The 22,885-nt window shown below is 62.4% G+C and carries 20 protein-coding genes and 2 pseudogenes; 12 read left to right on the top strand and 10 right to left on the bottom strand.

Annotated features, from left to right (window positions below):
* Positions 1–65 precede the first annotated feature (65 nt).
* Positions 66–2,087: a putative bifunctional diguanylate cyclase/phosphodiesterase gene (locus AC0L3I_RS17125; RefSeq protein ID WP_473527665.1), complete on the bottom strand. Its 2,022-nt coding sequence runs from the start codon at positions 2,085–2,087 to the stop codon at positions 66–68.
* A gap of 286 nt (positions 2,088–2,373) precedes the next feature.
* Here AC0L3I_RS17125 and AC0L3I_RS17120 point away from each other — a divergent pair, with 286 nt between their 5' ends.
* Complete coding sequence (locus AC0L3I_RS17120; protein ID WP_473527650.1) at positions 2,374–3,408, top strand: class I SAM-dependent methyltransferase; 1,035 nt, start codon at positions 2,374–2,376, stop codon at positions 3,406–3,408.
* A 203-nt stretch (positions 3,409–3,611) separates the two neighbouring features.
* On the opposite strand, the gene AC0L3I_RS17115 is transcribed toward AC0L3I_RS17120, so the two are convergent.
* Positions 3,612–4,532 (bottom strand): sugar kinase, encoded by a 921-nt coding sequence (locus tag AC0L3I_RS17115; protein WP_473527649.1) that lies wholly within the window; start codon positions 4,530–4,532, stop codon positions 3,612–3,614.
* 233 nt (positions 4,533–4,765) lie between these two features.
* Between AC0L3I_RS17115 and AC0L3I_RS17110 the strand changes: the two genes are divergently transcribed.
* Positions 4,766–5,215, top strand: a complete 450-nt coding sequence (locus AC0L3I_RS17110) for a FixH family protein (RefSeq protein WP_473527648.1) — start codon at positions 4,766–4,768, stop codon at positions 5,213–5,215.
* Positions 5,216–5,228: 13 nt separating this feature from the next.
* Entirely contained in the window at positions 5,229–6,431 is a 1,203-nt protein-coding gene (locus tag AC0L3I_RS17105) for a cytochrome-c peroxidase (RefSeq protein WP_473527647.1), read from the top strand.
* A gap of 63 nt (positions 6,432–6,494) precedes the next feature.
* Here AC0L3I_RS17105 and AC0L3I_RS17100 read toward each other — a convergent pair whose 3' ends face one another.
* The gene (locus tag AC0L3I_RS17100) at positions 6,495–6,947 is read right to left on the bottom strand and encodes an Lrp/AsnC family transcriptional regulator (RefSeq protein ID WP_123150538.1); all 453 of its coding nucleotides are present in this window, start codon (positions 6,945–6,947) and stop codon (positions 6,495–6,497) included.
* Between the two features lie 164 nt (positions 6,948–7,111).
* Here AC0L3I_RS17100 and putA point away from each other — a divergent pair, with 164 nt between their 5' ends.
* Positions 7,112–10,723 (top strand): bifunctional proline dehydrogenase/L-glutamate gamma-semialdehyde dehydrogenase PutA, encoded by a 3,612-nt coding sequence (gene putA, locus AC0L3I_RS17095; RefSeq protein ID WP_473527664.1) that lies wholly within the window; start codon positions 7,112–7,114, stop codon positions 10,721–10,723.
* A 226-nt stretch (positions 10,724–10,949) separates the two neighbouring features.
* On the opposite strand, the gene hmuQ is transcribed toward putA, so the two are convergent.
* From hmuQ to AC0L3I_RS17070, 5 genes and pseudogenes are all read right to left on the bottom strand, one after another.
* Entirely contained in the window at positions 10,950–11,264 is a 315-nt protein-coding gene (hmuQ, locus tag AC0L3I_RS17090; RefSeq protein WP_473527646.1) for a heme-degrading protein HmuQ, read from the bottom strand.
* 69 nt (positions 11,265–11,333) lie between these two features.
* The gene (locus AC0L3I_RS17085; RefSeq protein ID WP_473527645.1) at positions 11,334–12,323 is read right to left on the bottom strand and encodes an energy transducer TonB family protein; all 990 of its coding nucleotides are present in this window, start codon (positions 12,321–12,323) and stop codon (positions 11,334–11,336) included.
* A 139-nt stretch (positions 12,324–12,462) separates the two neighbouring features.
* Positions 12,463–12,906: a hypothetical protein gene (locus AC0L3I_RS17080; RefSeq protein WP_202367245.1), complete on the bottom strand. Its 444-nt coding sequence runs from the start codon at positions 12,904–12,906 to the stop codon at positions 12,463–12,465.
* Positions 12,907–12,911: 5 nt separating this feature from the next.
* A complete protein-coding gene (locus AC0L3I_RS17075) occupies positions 12,912–13,313 on the bottom strand; it encodes a TonB-dependent receptor domain-containing protein (RefSeq protein WP_473527644.1) in 402 nt (133 codons plus the stop codon).
* A gap of 137 nt (positions 13,314–13,450) precedes the next feature.
* Positions 13,451–13,726 (bottom strand): annotated as a pseudogene (locus AC0L3I_RS17070) (hypothetical protein); the annotation flags it as partial.
* A 158-nt stretch (positions 13,727–13,884) separates the two neighbouring features.
* Between AC0L3I_RS17070 and hemP the strand changes: the two are divergent.
* The 5 genes and pseudogenes from hemP (at position 13,885) to AC0L3I_RS17045 (ending at position 17,837) form a co-directional block, all read left to right on the top strand.
* On the top strand, positions 13,885–14,091 hold the full coding sequence (hemP, locus tag AC0L3I_RS17065) for a hemin uptake protein HemP (protein WP_473527643.1): 207 nt from the start codon (positions 13,885–13,887) through the stop codon (positions 14,089–14,091).
* An 11-nt stretch (positions 14,092–14,102) separates the two neighbouring features.
* Positions 14,103–15,164, top strand: coding sequence for a hemin-degrading factor (locus AC0L3I_RS17060; protein WP_473527642.1), 1,062 nt, complete (start codon positions 14,103–14,105; stop codon positions 15,162–15,164).
* Positions 15,165–15,175: 11 nt separating this feature from the next.
* Positions 15,176–15,895 (top strand): heme/hemin ABC transporter substrate-binding protein, encoded by a 720-nt coding sequence (locus AC0L3I_RS17055; protein ID WP_473527641.1) that lies wholly within the window; start codon positions 15,176–15,178, stop codon positions 15,893–15,895.
* An 11-nt stretch (positions 15,896–15,906) separates the two neighbouring features.
* Positions 15,907–17,004, top strand: a pseudogene (locus AC0L3I_RS17050) (FecCD family ABC transporter permease).
* Positions 17,005–17,048: 44 nt separating this feature from the next.
* A complete protein-coding gene (locus AC0L3I_RS17045) occupies positions 17,049–17,837 on the top strand; it encodes a heme ABC transporter ATP-binding protein (RefSeq protein WP_473527640.1) in 789 nt (262 codons plus the stop codon).
* Positions 17,838–18,011: 174 nt separating this feature from the next.
* Here the strand turns inward: AC0L3I_RS17045 and rirA are convergent, their stop codons facing one another.
* Positions 18,012–18,473 (bottom strand): iron-responsive transcriptional regulator RirA, encoded by a 462-nt coding sequence (rirA, locus tag AC0L3I_RS17040; protein WP_027156154.1) that lies wholly within the window; start codon positions 18,471–18,473, stop codon positions 18,012–18,014.
* Between the two features lie 158 nt (positions 18,474–18,631).
* Positions 18,632–18,814 (bottom strand): hypothetical protein, encoded by a 183-nt coding sequence (locus tag AC0L3I_RS17035; protein ID WP_473527639.1) that lies wholly within the window; start codon positions 18,812–18,814, stop codon positions 18,632–18,634.
* A 187-nt stretch (positions 18,815–19,001) separates the two neighbouring features.
* Between AC0L3I_RS17035 and AC0L3I_RS17030 the strand changes: the two genes are divergently transcribed.
* The 3 genes from AC0L3I_RS17030 (at position 19,002) to AC0L3I_RS17020 (ending at position 22,873) form a co-directional block, all read left to right on the top strand.
* Entirely contained in the window at positions 19,002–19,265 is a 264-nt protein-coding gene (locus AC0L3I_RS17030) for a DUF5132 domain-containing protein (RefSeq protein WP_095494486.1), read from the top strand.
* A gap of 119 nt (positions 19,266–19,384) precedes the next feature.
* A complete protein-coding gene (locus AC0L3I_RS17025; protein WP_473486516.1) occupies positions 19,385–19,705 on the top strand; it encodes a DUF5132 domain-containing protein in 321 nt (106 codons plus the stop codon).
* 333 nt (positions 19,706–20,038) lie between these two features.
* Positions 20,039–22,873, top strand: a complete 2,835-nt coding sequence (locus AC0L3I_RS17020; RefSeq protein WP_473527638.1) for a cation-translocating P-type ATPase — start codon at positions 20,039–20,041, stop codon at positions 22,871–22,873.
* Positions 22,874–22,885 lie beyond the last annotated feature (12 nt).

Genomic DNA, 22,885 nt, shown 5'->3' with positions numbered 1-22,885 from the left:
CTGGATCATCTGCAGAGGGAGCGCGGGGTGATCGCTTGCAGGAGCGCAGATCGCTCCGCCGCTGTTCATGCGGACTTAACGACCGAAAATGGGCGTTTGTAGGTGATCGGTCTCGCCCGGAAACTGGCGGCGGGAGCAGGGCGGCCGACGTGGAAGCCCTGGATTTTATCTATGTCAAATTCGCGTAGAAGGGCCATCTGCTCGTCGGTTTCGACCCCTTCGACCAGGATTTTATGGCCGCGATTTCGGACCAGCGCAATAATGTCTTGCAGCATCGCCTTGCCCCTCGGGGTGCCGCAGTCATGGAGAAACGAGCGGTCGACCTTCACCGTATCGAAATCGATGAGACGAAGCCACGACAGGCCAGCGAAGCCGGTCCCGAAGTCATCAAGCCATATCCTGATCCCCAGCAGCTTCAGGTCGCTGATGCAGCGAAGAATGCCGGAGTGCATCTCCATCTCCAGCCCTTCGGTGATTTCGAGGGCGAGCCTGCTGCCGGCTACGCCAGTCTCGCTCAAAATGGTCGCAACAGAAGCCGCGAAGCCGGGCGTCTTGAGCTGAATCGGAGAGACGTTGACGCTGACGACACGGACGTGATCGTCCGCCAGAAGCTCAGTGCATACTGTCCTTATTGCCCAGCGCCCGAGCGCCAGGACCGCACCAGTTCGTTCCGCGACGGGAATGAATAGGCTCGGCGGAACCGATGTACCGTCCAGCATTTTAAGGCGCATCAGAGCCTCGACGGCTTCAACTCGGCCCGACGCGATATTCTGGATAGGCTGGTAAACGAGTGAAACGAGATCCTGGCCGATCGCGATCTTCAGCAAAGCCGCAATATTCTCGCTCTCGTCGCTGCTTTGGGGATCGTTTGGATCGAACAGCCAGGTACAATTTCGACCGCCTGCTTTTGCCAGATAGAGCGCGCGATCGGCCTCGTGGATGATTTTTTCCAGCTTGGCGCCAATCTGCGGCCTGGTGACTGCAGCGCCAACGCTCACCGTCACAACCGAGATACCGTCTCTGCGCTGCTCGTGGGGAAGCGCGAGGTTCTCCACCGTGCTTCGAATGGCTTCGGCAATATCCGCGACCTGTTCTCTTTTCTCCATGCGGGCCAGGACAATGAATTCCTCACCGCCGTAGCGGCCGATTGAGCCATTGTACTGCTTAATCATCTCGGCAAGGGCATTGGCGACAAGAATCAGGCAGCGGTCGCCTTCTTGATGTCCGTAATAGTCATTGAACCTTTTGAAGAAGTCCACGTCGATGAGGATCGCCACAAAACTTCTGCCAGACCTTTGCCAGTCGCTCCAGTAGTCCCGCAGCTTCTCGTCAATCGCCCGCCGATTCTCCAGACCCGTAAGCGGATCGGTTCTCGACAGATTCAACAGCGCCTGTCCGCGCTCGGTGGCCTCCTTGTGCTGGATTTTGGCTTCAAGGGCATTCAGGAAGACGTTGTAGCGTTCCTCGTTCAGCTTCCAGTTTACGTAAGACGTAAATGTGAAGCATGAAATGTAGAAAGCTCCAAATACCATTTTGTACATTAATGTAGACGGCACAAAATAGTTTACGACATACAATATTACCAAAATTATTGCAGAAGTTACAATAGACAGGCTGAATTTAAACGTGAAGAAGAGATTGGCGCTCATCATGAAGATGGTGCCAAAGACCATATAATACGAGACGCTTTCCTTGTCCGCACCCATGACCGCTGGGCACAGCCACCCAACATAGCCAAAGATGATGGCTCCAGCGCAAGTCACGTCAATCCATTCCGTTCCGACTCCCTGGCGAAGTTGTGCTTCCAGGATCGAGAGTGCAGTCACTCCGACCGCGAAGCGTGCCGTGATCGTATAGAGTGCCACGTCCGGAATCAGCAGCAGATCGGTTGCCGAAAACAGCAGATAGATGGCAACGGCGATCCAAAGCCCTGGCCTGGCGTCCATTCTTCGCTTCGCTTGGCCTTCCTCTCGGTAGAGGTTGCGGAGCTCGTCGGACCGCGGCTCGTAGCGCGGTTCGAACGGTTCCGCATGGGCTATATCGGCCAATGCGGATGACGCGCATTCGTTCGTCACCACAAACCCCATTTGAACGGGGCTTTGTATTCCGAACTCATTTCTAGCTTCTGCCCCCAATGCCGGCCGACTCCTCGGGCGCGACAGCGATTGCGGCGCCTCGCAACAATATGCAGTCGCGCAAATAGGTTTTCGTTAACTCGTATCCGGAATCCGACCCGCAAGGCGTCCAAAGAACCAGCATGGTTGGCGGGAAATTAACGACATCGCTAAAATGCTGGAGATGTGGCTTGGCAAAGATAAAATTTTACGCAATATCTAGCTAATATCTAGTTAATTGTAACTATGGAGTTATGTGGTGGCAACCATCCTCGATGGCAAAAGTCTGATTACTGCCGAGATGATCGCCGCCAGTCTCCCTCGAAGAAAGCTCGAGCCTCACAGCGAAGCGTTCGAAACCGCTCGCGTAGAGCTTGCGCTCATTCTCCACACGACACATCAGCAAGTCGAGCAACGAAAGGACCCCGCGGAGATCATTCGCCGTCTGATGTCGTATCTCGAAGCAATGCGTTCCAAGGTTCATCCTGACGTTTGGCAAGCATTGATACCGGTAGTGCGGAATCACCCGGTCCTGGAGTACTTTCTTGAGGATCCGCTTACGCGGTGGTCCCATGACAAGCCCAGAGGTTATTCTGGCGACGCGCAGTTGCTCGACTACATCTATTGTGATCCGCACGTGGCCGAGAGCGTGGCAAACGCCTCGGAAATCGGCAAGGCGCTCTATAGCCATACCAAGGATGTACCGTCGTGCGTCGCGGCCCGGGAACGACGCGATCTTTTAACCCGATATGTCGATGAGATTGCGACCAGGAATGGACCAGAAGCCGAGGTCCTGGCGATTGCGGCCGGCCATTTAAGGGAGGCCAATCGCTCGACCGCCTTGCAGGAGGGCCGTCTCAAGCGCTGGGTTGCGCTCGATCAGGATCCTCAGAGCGTTGGATTGATCACGCGCGACTTCCAGGGCACCGCGGTAGAGGCCATCGACGGTTCGGTACGAACCGTGCTCATGCGGGGTCACAAGCTTGGCAAGTTCGACTTCATCTACGCCTCCGGCCTCTACGACTACCTTGCGCACAACGTCGCCGTGAAGCTCACGAAAACCTGCCTGCAGATGTTGAAGCCGAACGGGACGTTCCTTTTCGCGAACTATGCAGAGGGCAACCCTGACGCCGGCTACCGGGAGACGTTCATGAACTGGGTGTTGCTGCTGCGGTCGGAAGTCGATATGTGGAACATCATCAACGCCAGCGTCGACCGCAACACCGTCGAGGCGCAGGTGTTCTTTGGCGAGAACCGCAACGTCCTGTATGGCGTCATCGAAAAGCGCGGATAGCGATCGCCTTTGGCTGCAAGCTTGTCAGCCGTTGGCGGCAGCCAGTCTGATTGCGTTTTGATCCTAAAGCGCGTCGCGTTTGAATGGATTCATGCAACGCGCTTTAGTTCTTGTTTTTATGCATGTCGTTATCGCAAAACCGCTGCGCACCCTCGGGTCGGGCCCTGGGTCGGGCCCGAGGGCAAGCTTTTGCGCGACATGCATTAATCTTCGAACGCCGCCCTTAACGTCTCGAATGGCGCCAGCGCGCCGCGCACCTGCACGACGGCTGCGGCGACGCGATGCGCGCGCAGCACCGCCTCGGTCGGGAGATGGCCGGCAAGCCGGGCGGCGAGATAGGCGCCATTGAAGGAATCGCCGGCGCCGGTCGTGTCGACGGGGGCGGCGACATGCACGGCCGGAACGGGTTGCGGGGTCCCGTTTGCGGCGATCAGCGCCGGCTCCTCGCCGTTCTTGACGACGACTTCGCCGACCAGCTTCCCCAGCCGTTCCGCGGTTGCTTGCGGCGCTGCGTCGCCGAACAGCATCTGCTCGTCGGGAAAGGTCGGCAGCGCAATGTCGGTGACTGCGAGGGCATCGAGGATCGCGGCTTGCGCTTCCTCGCGCCGGCGCCACAACCGCGGCCGGTAGTTGGGATCGAAGGCGACGAGCGAGCCGGCGGCGCGCGCCTTGGCCACCGCCGCCAGCAGCGTGTTGCGCGCGGCGTCATCCAGAATTGCCAAAGTGATTCCGGAAAAGTAAACAAGCGCCTGATTTTCAAGGCTTTTCGCCAAGGCAGCCGCGTCGGAGGCAAGCTGCCTTGCGGCCGCATCGCCGCGCCAGTAGGTGAAGGAGCGTTCGGCGCCGGTCAGTGTGATCGCATAGAGACCGGGCCGTGCGCCTGTTATGATCGGGCTGGCGCCGATGCCGATGCCGTTTTGCGCGAAGAAACCGATCTGGTCGCGCGAGAACGGGTCGTCGCCGAAGGCCGAGACATAGGTCGCCGGCCGATCTCCGCTCAGCGCATGCAACGCCCACAGCGTGTTGAACGTGTCGCCGGCAAAACCCATGCGCCAGTTCGGCCCCGCCTGGCCTGAAAGTTCGAGCATGCATTCACCGATCGAGGCGACGCCATTGCCTGTCATGAATCTTCCTCCTAGTGCATGTCGCCCAAAAGCTTGCCCTTGGGCCCGACCCGAGGGTGCGCAGCGGTTTTGGGATAACGACATGCACAAAACCAAAGACGCGGTGCTGTAGCTTTTTGCGGCCGGTAGCGCCATGCTTGGCGTCAGCGGATTTTGCGCCAGATGCGTTTTCTCAACGGCGCGGCGGGACGCGATCTGCCTAGCGAGACGTTATCTCTGGAAGAGGAACCGGTTTGGCATCGTTATGGCGTTATGTTCTGGCAGGTCTTGGTCTGGCTGCCTTGCTGACCGGCATTCTCGCCGCCGTCTATCTGACTGCGCCGCAAGCGCCTCGGCTTGCCGGCTCCGAAGTCGCCCGCTCGAAGAAGACGGCGAACGGGCTATTTGTGGCCAGTTTCGAGCCGGAGCGGGGTGTCATCAGGCAAGGCGAGCTGCAATCCTGGCTGCTGACCCTGAGGACAGGTGCGGGAACCCCGGTGGAGGGCGCCGCGATCACGATTTCCGGAGGCATGCCGCAGCACAGGCACGGTCTGCCGACCAGCCCGCAGGCGACCGACTATCTGGGCGACGGATGCTATCGCATCGACGGGGTGAAATTCACGATGAGCGGATTGTGGCAGTTGCATTTTGCCATTTCCGCGGCGGCCGGATCCGACACGGTGGTCTTCAATGTGTTGCTCTGAGCGCTGGAGCAAGATGAACCGCTTTTCGCGTCTTTTCGCGCTGTTGGCGATGGCCGTGCTTGCCGGCTGCGGCAAGCCGGAGTTTTCCGATGCCGAAAAGACGACCATCGCGTCGCTGGCGCTGTCGGCGCTGCCGCCGCTGAAAGCCGACACCACCAACCGCTTCGCCGACGTGCCGGCCGCCGCCGCGCTCGGCGCGACGCTGTTCTTCGACGTCGGGATGAGCGCCGACGGCAAGGTGTCCTGCTCGACCTGCCACAAGATCGACCGGCAGTTCCAGGACGACCTGCCGCAAGCGGTCGGCGTCGGCCGCACCAACCGGCGCACCATGCCGCTGGCCGGCGTCGCGCATGATCCATGGTTCTTCTGGGACGGGCGGCGCGACAGCCTTTGGGCGCAGGCGCTGGCGCCGCTTGAAAATCCGCTGGAGCAGGCCGGCAACCGCGCCGCCTACGCGCATTATATCAAGGCGCGATTCGGCGAGCGTTACGAGCGCATCTTCGGGCCGCTGCCCGACCTTTCAAACGTGCCGGCCAATGCCAGCCCGCTCGGCAGCGATGCCGAGCAGGCCGCCTGGAATGCCATGTCCGATGCACAGGCCCAGGGCGTCAACCGCGTCTTCGCCAATATCGGCAAGGCGATCGCCGCCTTCGAGCGATCGATTGCGCCGCCGCAGACGCGCTTCGACCGGTTGGCCGCCGCCTTGGATACCGGTATACAGACTCCGCAAGGCGACGACGCCTTTTCGCCCGAGGAGATCCTCGGGCTAAAACTGTTCATCGGCAAGGCCAATTGCGTGACGTGCCATACCGGGCCGCGTTTCACCGACGGCAGCTTTCACAACACCGGCGTGCCGCCGGTTAGAAATCTGCCGCCGGATCGCGGCCGCATGGATGCGGTGGCGCAGGTCGAGGCCGATCCGTTCAACTGCTTCGGCGCCTTTCGCGATGGCGACGCCAGCGCCTGCGGCGAGCTACGCTTCATGGTCAAGGCCGGACCGGAACTCGTCCGCGCCTACAAGACGCCGTCGCTGCGCGGCGCCGCCACCCGTGCGCCCTACATGCATGCCGGGCAGTTCTCCTCGCTCGACGAGGTGGTGGCGCATTATTCGAAAGCGCCGGCCAGTGTCGAGGGTGTATCCGAGGTCCACCCGCTGCAGCTTTCGGACCGCGAGCGCGCAGCGCTGGTGGCGTTTTTGAAGACGCTGGCGGAGTGAGGGACGCAGCTGCTCGGTAGCGATCCTTCGCGCTGTCCCGCCGACGTCACCGCAACAGCGCGCCTACCGATCCTTCACCGTCTCCATCGCCACGAAGGTCGAGGTCTGGGCGACGTGAGGCAGGGCGGAGATGCGCTCGCCGAGCACGCGGCGGTAGGCGGCGATGTCGGTGGTGCGGACTTTCAGGAGATAATCGAAGCTCGACGCCATCATGTGGCATTGCTCGATCTCCGGCACCGTTTGCACGGCGCGGTTGAAGGCGTCGAGCGCGGCCGAGCGGGTGTCGGACAATTTCACCTGGACGAAGGCGACATGGCCTTCGCCCATGCGCTCGCGATCGATGATCGCCTGGTAGCCGCGGATGATACCGTCCTTTTCCAGCCGCTTGACCCGCGCCTGCACCGGCGTCTTCGACAGGCCGACCTTTGCCGCGAGTTCCGACATGGAAAGCCGGCCGTCGCTGCCCAGCGCCGACAGGATGTTCCTGTCGATGCGGTCCAATTGGTCTTCGTTCATCGATTCTGTGGTCAAGTTGGTGGAAAATCCGGCCCATGATAGTTCAATCGACCTGCCGTGTCGATTTCTTTGGACCGACCGAAACCACGCTTTGTGCTAGCTTGCGCCATTCGGTCCGGTGACCGCCGGACCGCTCCCTGATGCTCACTCTCTACAGGACCGTCATGCCAGCGCTCGATGCCATCCGCCAGCAGATCCGTGCCAATTATTTGCCTGACGAAGGCGAGGCCGTGAAGCGGCTGGCCGAGGCGACAGGGCTTTCGACGAAAGAGCGAAAGGCGATCTCGGCCCGCGCCGCCGACCTGGTGCGGGCGGTGCGCGGCTCGTCCGATCCGCGGTTGATGGAGGTCTTCCTGTCCGCCTACGGCCTCTCCACCAAGGAGGGCGTCGCGCTGATGTGTCTGGCCGAAGCGCTGCTTCGGGTACCCGACACCGAGACGATGGACGATCTCATCGCCGACAAGATCGCGCCGCATGACTGGTCGGCGCATTCGGGCGGCTCGAGCTCGATTTTCGTCAATGCTTCGACCTGGGCGCTGATGCTGACCGGTCGAGTGCTCGAGGAAGGCGAGGACGGCATCGAAGGCACGCTGCGCGCCATGGTGCGCCGGCTGGGCGAGCCGGTCATCCGCAGGGCGGTCGCTGCCGCCATGCGCGAAATGGGCGAGCAGTTCGTGCTCGGCCGCACCATTGCCGAGGCCGTCAAGCGCGGCCAGCCAATGACCCAGAAAGGCTATCTCTATTCCTTCGATATGCTGGGCGAAGCGGCTCGCACCGAGGCCGACGCCTTGCGCTATCTCAAGGCCTATGCCGACGCCATCTCGTCGCTCGATGCCGGCGCCAATGGTCCCGACATCCGACAGAACCACGGCATCTCGGTCAAGCTTTCGGCGCTGCATCCGCGCTATGAAGTGACGCAGAAGGAAAAGATGCTGCCCGTGATGGCCGAGCGGCTTTTGTCGCTGGCGCTGGCGGCACGCCATTCGCGCATGGGCCTCAATGTCGACGCCGAGGAGGCCGACCGCCTCGACCTGTCACTCGACGTAATCGAGCGGGTGCTGGCGGAGCCGGAACTCGCCGGCTGGGACGGTTTTGGCGTTGTCGTCCAGGCCTATGGTCCGCGCGCCGCCTTCGTCATCGACTGGCTCTATGGGCTGGCGAAGAAGCACGACCGCACCATCATGGTGCGGCTGGTCAAGGGCGCCTATTGGGACACCGAGATCAAGCGGGCGCAGGCGCTCGGGCTCGACGGCTATCCGGTGTTCACCCGCAAGGCCAACACCGACGTGTCCTACCTCGCCTGCGCGAAAAAGCTGCTGTCGATGACCGACCGCATCTATCCGCAATTCGCCACCCACAACGCCCACACCGTCGCCGCCATCCTGTCGATGGCCGGGGATCGTGACTCCTTCGAGTTCCAGCGCCTGCACGGCATGGGCGAGGCGCTGCACGAGACGGCGCGGCGGGCCGAGGGTACGCGCTGCCGCATCTATGCGCCGGTCGGCGCCCATTCCGACCTGCTTGCCTATCTGGTCCGCCGGCTGCTTGAAAACGGCGCCAATTCTTCCTTCGTCCACCAGCTCACCGACGAGGAGGTCGAGCCGGAGGATATTGCTCGCGACCCGCTCGAAACGGTCGAGAAACAGGGTCCCGCCGCCAATCCGGCGATCCCCAGCCCGTCGGCGATCTTCGGTCCTGCCCGCCGCAACTCGAAGGGGTTCGACATCACCGATCCGCTGACGCTGGCCGCGATCGACAAGGCGAAGACCGAGTTTGCCGGCCCGGACCGCTGGCACGCCAAGCCAATCACCCGGGCCGCCGGCTATGGCAAACAGCGTCCGGTGGTCAATCCGGCAAAGCCCGACGAGGTGGTCGGCACGGTCAGCGAGGCCACCGCCAAGCAGGTCGCGACCGCCGTGCGCATCGCGGTGGAGGCACAGCCGACATGGGCAAAACGCCCTGTCGCCGAGCGCGCCGCCATCCTCAACCGCGCCGCCGACCTCTATGAGGCCAATGCCGTCGAATTCTTCGCGCTCGCCAGCCGCGAGGCCGGCAAATCGCTGGCCGACGGTGTCGCCGAAGTGCGCGAAGCGGTCGACTTCCTGCGCTATTATGCCGCCGAAGCTGCCAATGCCGAACCCGGCACGGAAGCGCGCGGCGCGATCGCCTGCATCTCGCCATGGAATTTTCCGCTCGCCATCTTCACCGGGCAGATCGCGGCAGCACTCGTGACCGGCAATTCGGTCATCGCCAAGCCGGCCGAACAGACGCCGCTGATCGCCTTCCGCGCGGTCGAATTGCTGCGCGAAGCCGGTGTGCCGGAAGACGTCATCCAGCTTCTGCCCGGCGACGGCCCCTCGGTCGGTGGCCCGCTGACCGCCGACCCACGCATTGCCGGCGTCTGCTTCACCGGCTCGACCGAGGTCGCCAAGCTGATCGAAAAGCAACTGGCCGAGACTGCAGCGCCCGATGCCATGCTGATCGCCGAGACCGGCGGGTTGAATGCCATGATCGTCGATTCCACCGCGCTTCCCGAACAAGCGGTTCGCGACATCCTTGCCTCGGCCTTCCAGAGTGCCGGCCAGCGCTGCTCGGCCCTGCGTGTGCTCTATGTGCAGAAGGACGTCGAGAAGAAGATGCTGGAGATGCTGAAGGGCGCGATGGAAGCGCTCAGCCTCGGCGATCCCTGGCGGATATCGACCGATGTCGGCCCGGTCATCGACGACGAGGCACAAAAATCGATCCGCGACTATTGCACTGACATGGGCCTGCAGGGCCGGCTGATCGCCAAACTCGAAACGCCGAAGGATGGCCGCTTCGTGGCGCCGCATGTCTTTCGGGTCAAGGGGATCGAGGACATGGAGCGCGAGGTGTTCGGGCCGGTGCTGCATGTCGCCAGCTTCGACGCCGACGACATCGACGGGGTCATCGCCGCGATCAACCGCAAGGGTTATGGCCTGACCTTCGGCCTGCACACCCGCATCGAAGGCCGCGCCCAGCATTTCGTCGACGGCATCCATGCCGGCAACATCTATGTCAACCGCAACCAGATCGGCGCCGTCGTCGGCTCGCAGCCGTTCGGCGGCGAAGGGCTTTCCGGCACCGGACCGAAGGCCGGCGGGCCGCACTATCTCAGGCGGTTCCGCAAGGGGCCGCAGGCGGGCACGCCTATTCTTGACGGCCGCAAGGTGACGGCGACCGAACTCGCCGACAATCTGCCGGACCCGGCGCTGGGCGGCTGGTCGACGCGGGCGGACCGGGTGGCGGTGCTGAGGAAGCATTTGCGCGGCAAGGGTGCTGCGGCCATCGGTGCCGCCGCCAGCATCGATTTCGGCCAGGTCGATTTGCCCGGACCGACCGGCGAGGCCAACACGCTGTCGCTGTCGCCGCGCGGCCGCGTGCTGTGCCTCGGACCGGACGCCGACACGCTGCTTGGCCAGACCATCCAGGCGCTAGCCGCCGGCAATGCGGTGCTGGCCGTCGCGCCGGGTGCGCCGGCGGCACTTTCATCATTGACCGGCAAGGGCCTGCCGCTGGCGGCCATCGACGGCCGGCCCGACCCGGTCGAGGCACGCGCGCTGCGCGTCGACGTCGTTGCCTTTTCCGGCACGCCCGAGGCCGCTCGCATCGTGCGCAAGGTGATCGCCGACCGCACCGGCCCGATCGTGCCGCTGGTCAGCGAAGTGCTCAACCCGGCGGCCTACGCGCATGAGCGCGCCGTCTGCGTCGACACCACGGCCGCCGGCGGCAACGCCAGCCTGCTGGCCGCGGTGTGAGGGTCGGCCGGGGCTTCGCATAGCGGGGCGACTCTTCCTTCTCCCCTTGTGGGAGAAGGTGGCCGCGAAGCGGTCGGATGAGGGGTGTTCCAGCTTGGCACGGACGGCGATCCTTCCAACACCCCTCATCCGTCTTGGCGCTGCGCGCCAATCCACCTTCTCCCACACGGGGAGAAGGGAGAAGGGGCGGCGCCGAGATCGGCAATTGGCTGCGGACGAGGTCATGTCACGCGCCCTCGACGACCGAAAAGCCCTCGAACTGCGGATGGCCGAGATAGTGCAGCTTGGTGGAGCCGGCGTTGCGGTGCGCGGCGCGGAAATTTTCGGATTTGGTCCAGGCGACGAAATCCTCATGGCTCGCCCACACCGTGTGCGAAGCGAACAGCGTGTAGCCTTCGGCCTCGTTGACCGGACCGCGCAGCAGATGAAATTGCTTGAAACCTTTCATTTCTGAGAGGCTGGAATCACGGCTCTTCCAGACATCCTCGAAGGCCTCCTCGGAGCCATTCTGGACTTTGAAGCGGTTCATGGCGATGTACATTGGCCGTCCTTTCGTGACTGCAGTTTTATGATGCGTGTTGGAATGCCTGATACGATGAGGCGCAGGCTGTCAAAATGGACCGATCCGCGCTTTAAACACCCAGCTTGACTTGCCGGTTTCGCTTGGAATGGGAGGGAACGGTGCCTGCTTGCGCACCAGTGTCAAAGCGAATTGATCAAGCTCCGCAGAGCCTGAGCTTTCGGCAAGCTGTATGTCGCTGATGCTGCCGTCGGCCATGACAACGAAAACGACCCTGGCATTGTTGCGAGCGCTCGCCTGTATCGCTTTCGAAACATGACGGTTGGCGCGGGCAAGCTTCTTCTGGACTTCACCGCTGTAGCCGGATTCGATCGCATTGCCTGCCCCTGCCTGCTCCTTGCCCTTGCTGGCAGCCACCGCGGCGCGCTCCTCGCCATCCGCGGCGCCGCGGGCCTCGTTGGTTTCGCCGGCTCCGACAGGACCTGGTGTAGCGCTCGGCCTTGGCGTCGGGATCGGCGGCTGTCCGACATCGGCAGGAGGCGCCTCGGCGGTTTCGGCCGGGGCAGCCGGCTCTGCCGGCGTTTCGATCTTCGGAGCCACGCGCTGCTCGTCCACCTGCGGGCTGTCGGCCATCATGTCTGGCGCGGCAGTGGGTTGCTCGACAATCTGCGGCAAGGGTGCGGGCGGCTGCGTGGCCAGTTCCCTGATCGGCCGGTCCCCGGTGGGCCGGTCGGCAGGCGGCTCTGGCTTGATCTGGGGCTTGACCTCAGGCTTGGCTGGCCGCGGGTCGGGCACCAGGGTGACGTTCATCGCGCCCGGCACCTTACCATTCAAGGCGCTGCCGACCACGTCGGCGCCGGTTCGATCGGCGCCTTCCATCTCGATTGCGTCCCCGGCATCAAACGTGCCTGCAGGTGCGATGAGAAAAGCGGCCGCCACCGCCGCATGAAACAGGCAGGAGGCGACGATTGCCGCCGTCCAATTGCGGCTCATCGCTGACGGTCGGGCAGGCGCAAGCGGTCCGGTCGGCGCAAGCGCCAGTTCGCCATCGGCGTCGGGGAGGGGACTGATGTTCTGCATGGCTCGCGGCGAGACCTGCCGCAACCGGCGCGGACTTGTCAAATCAACATCATTTGCCCTAGCGGCAACAGGCAGCGGACCACACCACTATGTTTCGAGCGAATGCGGGCTCCAGCCCCACTGTCTTCCCACTGCCTTCTCAGACCCCGAAGGCGATGCCGGTCTTGGTCTCGGTCTTCAGTCCGCGCATGCAAGCGTCCGGCTTGATGCCGGTGCCGGCGCATTCGGTCGCGCTGTTGATCAGCACGCGGCTGACCTTGGCGCAGTCGGCGCCGGCAAGATCGAAACGCGTCACCTTGGTCTTGCCCGCCGGCAGGTCCTTGAAGTCGAGCACCGTCAGCCGGTCGACGACGCCGGCCTCGTTGAACAGCGCGATCTCGAACGCCGCTTTCGAGAGGTCGGCGCCGAGCGTGTTGTTGACCACGAAGGTCAGACGGCAGCCTTTTTCGGAGGCCTGCGCGCCATTGAGCTCAAGCGTGAGAGCAGGGGCCGGCGCAGACTGTTGCGCCCACGCCGGACCCATCGCAAGCGGCATGGCCAGCACCGAGGTCAGCAGGCGAAGCGATGCCGTCAAGCTTGTCATTGTCGTCAGCCTCCAAATCGCATTGTCGCCGCCAGCTTGAGCGTGACACCAGGCTCGTAAACTACAACAGTGGCCGATGCATTCAACGGGTTGGTGTATTTGACGTCGAACAAATTGTCGGCGCGGAAGTCGACCTTGAGATTGTCGGTCGCCTGGTAGCTGGCGAAGGCGTTGACCAGCGTGTAGTCCTTGGCCACCGGATTGCCCTTCGGCTTGCCATTATACTGCACCTCGCCGCCGACGGTCAGCTTGTCCTCCAGAAAGCGGAAGCCGAGTTGCCCGGTGACCTGCGAAGAGGGGACGGTGACGAGGTCTGCCCGCTCGCCGTCGTAGGAAATAGTGTGGCCATCGATGATCGACGTGGAAAGCCCGGCGAAACCCCAGCCGGCGTCATAGACGCCTTCCATTTCAAAGCCGCGGATCCTGGCTTCTGCAAAGTTCTGGTCTGGAAGCAGGTCGGGATGCCGGGGCCGAACGGGCAGCCGCTGGTCGGGTCGAATGCCGACGGGGTGACGCCTTCGATGTAGTCGTCGACCTCGTTGTCGAAGTAGGCCGCCTTGAAACGAAACGCGTCGCCGGCTTCGAAGATGTCGTCGCGCTTGTAGTTGACACCGAATTCGACGGTCTTGCCAGTTTCAGGCTTCAGATCGGGAATGGGGAGGAAGGGAAAGCTGACGCCTGCCGGATGATTGCCGCTGATGAGGGTTTCCGACAGCGAGGAGAGCGATATCCCTCGGCATAGGTGCCGTAGAATTGCAGTCCCGCAAGGCTGGCGGTTTCGAACGGCGAGACGCCGACGGTGATGCGCGGCGACCTGCATTTTCGATGTGTCCGGCTTCTTAAATCTTGACTCGGTTAGTCCGGTATTGCACTGACTAGTAAACATGATTATTCAAGTCAAGAAATGAATCGGCATTTCACGCAAGCGCCGCGCCAGCGACCAGGCGCGGCCCGGCCCAGGAAAGGGATCGAAACCAGATGAACACGCACAATCCCAATGACTTTCGCGATCGCGTCCGCCGTTCCGACGACAATTCGGCTCGTTTCGATCGGGTCCCATTGACGGTGAGGACCCTGTCCAGCAACTCGCTGTTCCAGGGCGAGCACGAGATCGGTATCGAGCATCACGGAGCGCTCTACCGGCTAAAAATCACCCGCCAGGGCAAGCTCATCCTCAACAAGTAGGTAATAAAATTATGGACCAGCGCGTAAAGCCCGCGCCGCACGAGATCCGGCGGGCGCGGGCAGACAATCCGAAGACGCGCGAGCGCGATCTCGCCGCCCAGCTTGGCATTTCGGAGGCCGAGCTGGTCGCCGCGCATTGCGGCGACGGCGCCCTCCGCGTCGAGCCGCGCGTCAATGATCTTTTGACCGGCCTCGAGGCCGTCGGCGAGGTCATGGCGCTGACGCGCAATGAAAGCGCTGTGCACGAGAAGATCGGCGTCTACGACAAGGTCGTGACCGGCAACCACAATGCCATGGTGCTTGGCGAGAACATCGACCTGCGCATCTTCCCGAAAGTCTGGGCGCACGGCTTTGCCGTCGAAAAGCGCGACGGCGGCGATATCAGGCGCAGCCTGCAGTTCTTCGATGCGGCAGGCGAGGCGGTGCACAAGGTGCATCTGCGGCCGGCGTCCAACCTCTATGCCTATCAGAAGCTGGTGGCCGAGCTGGAATCGCCGAACCAGGAGTCGAGCGTCGCGATTTCAGAAGGCGGGCCTGAAAGCGAGGCCGAGACTTCCGCCGCTTCCGCTGACGTCGACGATCTGCGCGACCGCTGGAGCCGGCTGACCGACGTGCATCAGTTCTTCGGCATGCTGAAGACGCTGAAGCTCGACCGCCGCCAGGCGATGCGCATGGTCGGCCAGGATTACGCCTGGCTGCTCGACAACGATGCCATCAGCGCCATGTTGCATCATGGCGCCGAGGGCGAGATGCCGATCATGTGCTTTGTCGGCAATCGCGGCTGCATCCAGATCCATTCGGGCCCGATCACCTCGATCAAGCCGATGGGGCCGTGGATCAACGTGCTGGACGAGACGTTCCACCTGCATCTGCGGACCGACCACATCCAGGAGGTCTGGGCCGTGCGCAAGCCGACCAAGGATGGCCATGTCACGTCTGTCGAAGCCTATGGCGCCGACGGCAAGATGATCATCCAGTTCTTCGGCAAGCGCCACGAAGGCGAAAGCGAACGCGAGGACTGGCGGTTTCTGGCAGAGAATCTGCCGCGCATTCCAAGCCCGACCGCAGCCTGAGGACAACGACAATGGCTCCTTTGCTTGAACGGGCGCGTGTTTTTAGAATGGCGCTTGGGGCCACGATGTGCCTTTCGTTGGCCTTTGCGCTGCCGGCCCGCGCCGCCGAAGGGACGGAGGTTTTTGCGGACCCGTCGAAGATAGCGGCCATTGGCGGTTCGATCACCGAGATCGTCTTTGCGCTCGGCGAGCCGGACCGGCTGGTCGCTCGCGATTCGACCAGCAATTATCCCGAGGCGGCGCTCAAGCTGCCTGACGTCGGCTACATGCGCCAGCTGTCGCCGGAAGGTGTGCTGTCGGTCAATCCGTCGGGCATCCTGGCCCTGCACGGCAGCGGGCCGAAGGAAACCGTCGACGTGCTGAAGAAGACGAGCATCCCGTTCATCGAGGTGCCCGAGCGCTACGACCACGACGGCATTGTCGAAAAGATCCGCATCGTCGGCAAGGCGCTTGGCGCCGACGCGGTCGACGGCTTCTCCGGCTACAAGCAATTGTCCGACGAGGCTGTCATCACCGCCAGGCCGGACGTGATCCTGATGATGAACAATGCCGGTCCCGGCATATCGGACGACGAATTGTTCGCGAACCCGTCCATATTGTCGACACGGGCGGGTGCGGTGCGCCAGTTGGTCAGCATGGATCGCGGCTATCTGCTCGGCTTCGGGCCGCGCACCGCCGACGTCATCCGCGACCTTGCCGCCTCGCGTTATGGCGGGCAGGCCGCGGACTGAGCGGGCGCCCAATGGTGGATCAATCGATCGCTGGTGCGGGCACTATGGCGGCAGCATCCGACGGTGACCGTTCGGGGCGCGCGCAACGCCATCCTGCTTTTGTGCCTCGGACTTGCCGTTGCCGTCCTGTTGTCGCTGACATCAGGCGCATCCGATGCCTCGGCCGTCAGCGTCGTTGGCGACTGGCTGTTGGGTGCCGCACCCGGCAATGAGGCGCTGAGCGCGCGCGACCGCCTGATCGTCTACGATATCCGCCTGCCGCGTGTCACGCTCGGCGTGCTGATCGGCGCAGCGCTTGCCGTCTCCGGCGCGGTGATGCAAGGGCTGTTCCGCAACCCGCTGGCAGACCCCGGTCTCATCGGTGTTTCGGCGGGAGCGAGCCTCGGCGCGGTGGCCGTCATCGTGCTTGGCGCCACGGTGCTGGCGCCGGTAATTGCGGTGCTGGGCACACTCGCCCTGCCGCTGGCGGCGTTCTGCGGCGGGCTGGCGACGACATTGGTGCTCTATCAGGTCGCCACCAGGCACGGCCGAACCTCGGTCGCCACCATGCTGCTTGCCGGCATTGCGCTGGCGGCCCTTGCCATGGCGCTGACCGGTATCCTGATCTTCATGGCCGACGACCGGCAGTTGCGCGACCTGACCTTCTGGCAACTCGGCTCGCTCGCCGGCGCGACCTGGCAAAAGATCGGTTCCGTCCGCCTGTGATCGTGCTGGCGCTGGCGGCGATGCCGTTCCTGGCGCGCGGCCTCAACGCGCTGGCGCTGGGCGAAGCCACCGCCGGCCATCTCGGCATCCCGGTGCAGCGGCTGAAATACACTGCAATTGTCGGCGTTTCGGCGGCGGTCGGGGCATCCGTCGCCGTCAGCGGCGGCATCGGCTTTGTCGGCATCGTCGTGCCGCATCTGCTGCGCCTGGCTATCGGCCCGGACAACCGTTATTTGCTGCCGGCCTCGGCTTTGCTTGGCGCTTGCCTGCTGCTTCTGGCCGATGCCGTCGCCCGCACCATCGTGGCGCCGGCCGAGCTGCCGATCGGCATCGTCACCGCGATCGCCGGCGCTCCCTTCTTCCTCTGGATCCTGCTGCGCAAGCGTGGCGTCATTGACATGTGAGAGGGGGGACCTGTGAGAGGACTTTTCATGATCGAAGAGCGGGCATGATCGAAGCGCGGGATGTCTCGGTGGCGATCGGCGGCAAGCGTATCGTCGCCAATGTCGATTTCGACATACGGCCTGGCGAAATCGCGGCCATCGTCGGCCCCAATGGTTCGGGCAAGACGACTTTCCTGAGGGCGTTGTCCGGCGATCTAGCCTTTTCGGGTGCGGTCACCATCAACGGCCGCGACCTGTCAGGGGTGAAGCCTGTCGAGGCAGCTATGCTGCGCGCCGTGCTGCCGCAGGCGACGACGTTGTCCTTTCCCTTCACGGTGCGCGAGATCGTCAGGCTCGGCCTGCTCGGCGGGCGCTCGGGCGCGCTGCCCGGCGAGGACGAGCGCCTGCCCGAACGGGCGCTGGCGCGGGTCGATCTCGATGGCTTTGCCGGCCGTTTCTACCAGGAGCTTTCGGGCGGCGAACAGCAGCGCGTGCAACTGGCCCGTGTGCTCTGCCAGGTGTGGGCGCCGCTCCTCGACGGCAAACCGCGCTATCTCTTCCTCGACGAGCCGGTTTCCAGCCTCGACATCAAGCACCAATTGATCATCATGAACATCGCCCGCGATTTCGCCAGAAGGGGCGGCGGCGTGGTCGCCATCCTGCACGACCTTAATTTGACGGCGATGTATGCCGACCGGATTTTCGTCATGCACCGCGGCAGGCTTGCCGCCACCGGCTCACCGCAGGACGTGCTGAGCGACGATCTGATCGAAAAAGTATTCGATTGCCGGCTGAGGGTCGGCGTGCTGCCGGCCGGAGACATGCCGTTCGTCCTGCCGCAGTCAGCGGCGTAAGTTCCAACTTGCAAGGTCGGCGCTGCCCCTCATCGCCCTGCCGGCCTTTTTGCAACGATGGAGATTGGCGAAACCGTCGATGACATCGTCCCTCTCTCCGTCACTATACGGGGAGAGGATGCCGGCAGGCAGGTGAGGGGCAGCGCAAACGCTCGGAGAGGGTAAAGGGCAAATTCAGGCGGCCGGCGCCCTTTGCACCAGCATGTCGATGCCGAGCAGGTGGCGCACGTTCGGGCGCGCCGCCACCATGTCGGCGATCGTATAGCGCTCGAGCACGGCGAAGAACGCATTGAGCGCCTCGCGCAGCGCCGAATTCAGTGCGCAACTGTCGACCAGCGGACATTCGGCGGCGTCGTTCTCGAAGCATTCGGCCATGGCGAAGCTCTCTTCGGTCACGCGCACGACGTCGAACAGGGTGATCGATTCGGCCGGGCGGCCGAGCCTGACACCGCCGTTCCTGCCGCGCACCGTCTCGACCAGACCATGCTCGACCAAAGGCTGCAGGATCTTGAAAAGAAAAAGTTCAGACACCGAGTAGGCGGCCGCGATCTCCGGGATGCGGCTCAGCCGATCGGTATTCGCGGCGCAATACATCAGGATGCGCATGGCGTAGTTGGTCTGGCGTGTCAGCCGCATTTTGTCCTCACGAAGCAGTAGCTCAGCCCTAATATGGCCCATACCTTGGAATAATTCCAGACAAGCACCGCATAATAGATGAAGTTTTTTGTCAGGTTTGCGTGCGCGGTCGTGCAAGCGACGACCCTGATCTGGCGAGCATTCGGGTGGGCGGATTACTAAATTAAGTCCGCGAGATCGACCAGGAGCAGTTCATCCATGTCACAATCAGCACCGACTTTGGCATCCGTCCGGTTTCGATGCCGACGCGGACGCCAAGCTTTCGGCGCTTCGTCGCCACCGTAGCGCTCGCGCTCTGCGTCCTCATTTTTGCCCTCGCCAAGTCTTTCGAGTGCCGCCATGCGTGGCTGGGTTTCGTCGCCGCCCTCGTTGCAGAGACCGTTTTGCAGAGACCGTATTGAATGTAAAAGGAGGGTGACAAATTAATGACAATTTTCAATATTCACGCGGAACCATCCCGGTGGCAAATCGTTGGACCAACCTTACGCGCTCCAGTCGCGTCGAGACAAAGCTCCAAGGAGTAGGGCCATGGCCTTGTTGAAGGGTGGCAATATCGTCACGGGGCTGGCGATTGGCATTGGAGCAGGTGTCATTGCCCCCATGCTTGCGCCTATCCTCAAACCATTTGCCAAATCGGCTATCAAGGCTGGATTGGTGGCTTACGATCAAGCACGAGTTGCCTTCGCCGAACTCAATGAGAGAACCGGCGACGTCATGGCCGAGGCTCGGGCTGAAGTGGAAGAAGCGCGTAAAGCCGCGGCTGAGCAACCGAAATCCGCGGACCAATCCTGACATCCACATGCGGCTGTCGAATTGAAGTCTTGGGGGTCGAGTCTTGGGAGGTTCGCGAGTCTTGGGAGGTTCGTTTGTACCTGTAAGAAGAATGGGGGCACCAACAAGGAGCAAGTTCAATGGCGATACTCGAAGACGCATTTAAAGGCGGCAACTTAGCAACGGGTCTGGCCTTCGGAGTTGGAGCGGCCTTCTTGGCCCCGCTTGCCGTATCCGTGCTGCGTCCTGTTTCGAAAGCGGTCCTCAAGGCCGGTCTGATTGCTTACGACCAAGGCCGAGTTGCCGTTGCTGAGATGAATGAAATGACGTCCGACTTGGTTGCTGAAGCCAGAACAGAGATGGCCGAAGCGACCAAGGAAACGGACAATGGAGGCAGCAGCGAAACCGGCGCGCGTCGCGCCCGTAAGAGCGAAGCTGCAGAAAAGTCTCCTAGCAGCTAAGCATCAATACTCGTCTGAAACGGGTCATGACCGGCGTGAGGGCTTTGCATCACGCCAGGCCATCCACTCGTTGCCTCAAAGGATTCCACCGCGGGCACAGTCGTTTTGCCCAGCAAGCTCTTGCGGTGGAGTTCGGTACAACAGTCAGCTCAAGGGTGCCGTGGGATGCATGCCGAGTCGGGGAATCCCGAGTCGTCCAATAGTCGCAGCGCCGTGTCCATTACCCGGATCCATACATCAGTCCCGGGTCGGGCCAGGCTGAAAATCGGCGGATTGCAAGGCTCAAGTTCAGTCAAGACTCTGCTGGAGCGGGGAGGCTACGCGGCGCCTGGCGTGTCCAGCATCACCGCCAGCGATCTGACCGGAAATGTCGTCGTCCAATTTGACGTGACGTCAGGCCTTGATTCCATCATCGACTATCTCGCAGCTTTATTGCGAGGTGAGATCATCGCACCGGGCGAGATGCCCGATGCCGGGCCGGAGTGGCATACGCTTTCGCCAAAACAATCGTGTTTCAAGCTGGAGGCTTCGGCAGACGCCGGTCTGCCGGGAGATGAAGCTCTGCGGCGGTTGGCAAGCACCGGCCCCAACATCCTCGAAAACATTCAGCCACGGTCGCGCGCGAGCATTCTTGCGGACCAATTTCAAAGCTTGCCGGTCGCGATGCTTCTTGGTGCCGCATCGGTCTCCATTCTCACCGGCGGCGCATTCGAAGCCGCCGTGATTCTCGCGGTAGTCGGCTTGAATGCCGTCATCGGCTACCAAACCGAAAGCCGTGCGGAACGGACGATCCAAAGTTTGGGAGCGAAGGGGCCCCAAACCGCCCAGATTATGCGCGAAGGCGTCATTGCCACTGTCCCAGTTCAGCAGATCGTTCCCGGGGACGTTCTTACGGTGCAACGGGGAGACGTTGTTCCGGCCGATGCGCGTCTGCTGAATGAGGAGGCTTTGACAATTAGTGAAGCCCTGCTGACGGGCGAAAGCGCACCCATTCAGAAGACTGTGGGTGCTATCGAACGGGTGAACTTGCCTCTTGGGTCCCGTTCAAACATGATCTATCGCGGAACGATCGTGACTGGAGGCGGCGGGCGCGCGGTCGTGGTCGCAACAGGTTCGCTCACGCAAGCGGGACGAATACAGCGGCTGGTCGGCGCAACCTTCGCCCCTGAAACGCCGCTTCAAATGGAGCTCAAGAACCTCGGACAGCGGCTCGGCTGGCTGACATTGGGCACTTGCGCAGTCCTTTTCTCTCTAGGCTGGCTGCGCGGCATCGGTCTTCTCCAGATGGCCCGCTCGGCGATGTCTGTTGCCGTCGCAGCAGTCCCTGAAGGTCTGCCGATGGTGGCGACGACCACCTTTGCTCTTGGCATCGAGAAACTGCGTCGTGAAGGTGTTCTGATCCGCAAGCTGGATGCTGTCGAGACGCTTGCGGCGGCGCGGGTCGTTTGCTTCGACAAGACGGGAACGCTGACCCTCGGCCACATCGATGTCGATACGATCAGGATTGGCGACAACGCCTACTCGATCAATGAGGATTGGGGCGCGCAGAACGCGTTGCGCCATCTGCTGGAAGTGTGCTGCCTGTGCAACGATGCCGAGATTGTTCAGACGGAGGAAGGATTGCGTTTGAACGGCTCGCCTACCGACGGCTGCCTCGTCCAGGCCGCTCTCGACCGTGGCGTGGACGTTACATCTCTGCGTAAGCGCTTTGCACGGATATCCGTGCAGCGCAGGAGCGAAACGTATCGCTTCATGGTGACGCAACATGCAATGGAAGATGGGACGCTGACCGCCATGAAAGGGAGCCCGAAGGAGGTCCTGGCGCGTTGCCGCATCGAAACCTTGCCGGACGGCACCGAGCGAGAACTCACTCCGGAACGGCGCGCCGCCATCGGGAAAGTAAATCTCGAAATGGCATCTCAGGCTCTTCGCGTACTGGGTGTCGCGCGTGGACAGGCCACAGGTTCCAAGCCGAATGGGCACAATGGTCGAGATCTTGCCTGGCTCGGGCTTGTTGGGATGGCGGATCAGGTGCGTCCGGGTACCAGCGAACTGCTGAGCCAGCTGCACGAGGCCGGCATTCAGACGATTATGCTCACGGGTGATCAGAAGGCAACGGCGGCTGCCGTTAGCGAGCTTATCGGGCTGAACGGTCGAGGCGAGGTGGAGATTGTCGATGGCGCGGACCTCGAAGACATGTCTTCGGGCGAGCTTGCCCAGACCGCTCGGCGCGCGCATGCGTTCAGTCGGGTCAGCCCGGCGCAAAAGCTGCAAATCGTTCGCTCCCTTCAGGAAGCAGGTGTAACCGTAGCAATGGTTGGTGACGGAGTGAATGACGGCCCTGCGTTGAAGGCTGCAGACGTGGGCGTTGCGATCGGCCAGCAGCAGAGCATGAATGCCGCGAGGGAAATCGCGGATGTCATCATCCACACCGGTAGTCTCGGCGGTCTTGCCACCGCCATCGAAACAGGCCGCACGACCCACCGCAACATTCGGAAGACCATTCGCTACCTGGTCAGCACTAACCTCAGCGAGGTGCTGCTGGTTCTGGCGGGTACTTCGGTCGGCATCGGAGCACCGCTCTCGCCGATGCAGCTCCTCTGGATAAACCTGATCTCGGACGTGCTGCCTGGCATCGGACTGGCGATGGAAGCGCCTGAACCCGACATTCTTCGGCAGGCACCGAAAGAAGACCACACGGCGATATTGCGGCGTGGTGAAATCGGGCGGCTTGCCGCTCAATCTGCGATCATAAGCGGTGGAGCGATGGCGGTGAGCCTTCTCGGCGCCACGCGCTATGGATTGGATTCTCCAATCACGAGGACCATGACTTTCGAAAGCCTGGTGATGGCCCAGCTTCTTCATGCCATCACATCGCGTTCCGATAGGCACAGCATCTTTGATCGCAGCCCGCGACCGCCCAATCGCGCGCTCTCCCTGATCATTGGGGGGTCGATGGCCGTTCAGGCCGGCTGCCTCTTAATACCGTTTTTCAGAAGGCTTCTCGGGATAGCACCGATCACCGGAACAGACGCCATCATTACCCTCGCCGGTGGAACTCTTCCCTTCCTGGCAATGGAATGGATGAAATCGCGACGTGATGCCGCCGACGGCGAGTTGGTCTGGACCCGTGCAAAGGAGCAAACGAACCTTCCGGCACCGGTGTAATTGCAGCCCCCG

This window comes from Mesorhizobium sp. WSM4840, from assembly GCF_055811755.1.
Note: the sequence above shows the minus strand (reverse complement) of the source record. Positions and strands in the feature narration are given on the sequence as shown.

Excerpts from the sequence above, each read along its gene's own strand:
- AC0L3I_RS17035 (WP_473527639.1), bottom strand. The coding sequence starts at position 18,814 with ATGGCGGCACTCGAAAGACTTGGCGAGGGCAAAAATGAGGACGCAGAG.
- AC0L3I_RS17105 (WP_473527647.1), top strand. The coding sequence starts at position 5,229 with ATGAACCGCTTTTCGCGTCTTTTCGCGCTGTTGGCGATGGCCGTGCTT.
- AC0L3I_RS17025 (WP_473486516.1), top strand. The coding sequence starts at position 19,385 with ATGGCGATACTCGAAGACGCATTTAAAGGCGGCAACTTAGCAACGGGT.
- hemP (WP_473527643.1), top strand. The coding sequence starts at position 13,885 with ATGAACACGCACAATCCCAATGACTTTCGCGATCGCGTCCGCCGTTCC.
- AC0L3I_RS17125 (WP_473527665.1), bottom strand. The coding sequence starts at position 2,087 with ATGGGGTTTGTGGTGACGAACGAATGCGCGTCATCCGCATTGGCCGAT.
- AC0L3I_RS17115 (WP_473527649.1), bottom strand. The coding sequence starts at position 4,532 with ATGACAGGCAATGGCGTCGCCTCGATCGGTGAATGCATGCTCGAACTT.
- hmuQ (WP_473527646.1), bottom strand. The coding sequence starts at position 11,264 with ATGTACATCGCCATGAACCGCTTCAAAGTCCAGAATGGCTCCGAGGAG.
- AC0L3I_RS17060 (WP_473527642.1), top strand. The coding sequence starts at position 14,103 with ATGGACCAGCGCGTAAAGCCCGCGCCGCACGAGATCCGGCGGGCGCGG.
- putA (WP_473527664.1), top strand. The coding sequence starts at position 7,112 with ATGCCAGCGCTCGATGCCATCCGCCAGCAGATCCGTGCCAATTATTTG.
- AC0L3I_RS17045 (WP_473527640.1), top strand. The coding sequence starts at position 17,049 with ATGATCGAAGCGCGGGATGTCTCGGTGGCGATCGGCGGCAAGCGTATC.
- AC0L3I_RS17085 (WP_473527645.1), bottom strand. The coding sequence starts at position 12,323 with ATGCAGAACATCAGTCCCCTCCCCGACGCCGATGGCGAACTGGCGCTT.
- AC0L3I_RS17075 (WP_473527644.1), bottom strand. The coding sequence starts at position 13,313 with ATGGAAGGCGTCTATGACGCCGGCTGGGGTTTCGCCGGGCTTTCCACG.
- AC0L3I_RS17080 (WP_202367245.1), bottom strand. The coding sequence starts at position 12,906 with ATGACAAGCTTGACGGCATCGCTTCGCCTGCTGACCTCGGTGCTGGCC.
- rirA (WP_027156154.1), bottom strand. The coding sequence starts at position 18,473 with ATGCGGCTGACACGCCAGACCAACTACGCCATGCGCATCCTGATGTAT.
- AC0L3I_RS17100 (WP_123150538.1), bottom strand. The coding sequence starts at position 6,947 with ATGAACGAAGACCAATTGGACCGCATCGACAGGAACATCCTGTCGGCG.
- AC0L3I_RS17055 (WP_473527641.1), top strand. The coding sequence starts at position 15,176 with ATGGCTCCTTTGCTTGAACGGGCGCGTGTTTTTAGAATGGCGCTTGGG.
- AC0L3I_RS17030 (WP_095494486.1), top strand. The coding sequence starts at position 19,002 with ATGGCCTTGTTGAAGGGTGGCAATATCGTCACGGGGCTGGCGATTGGC.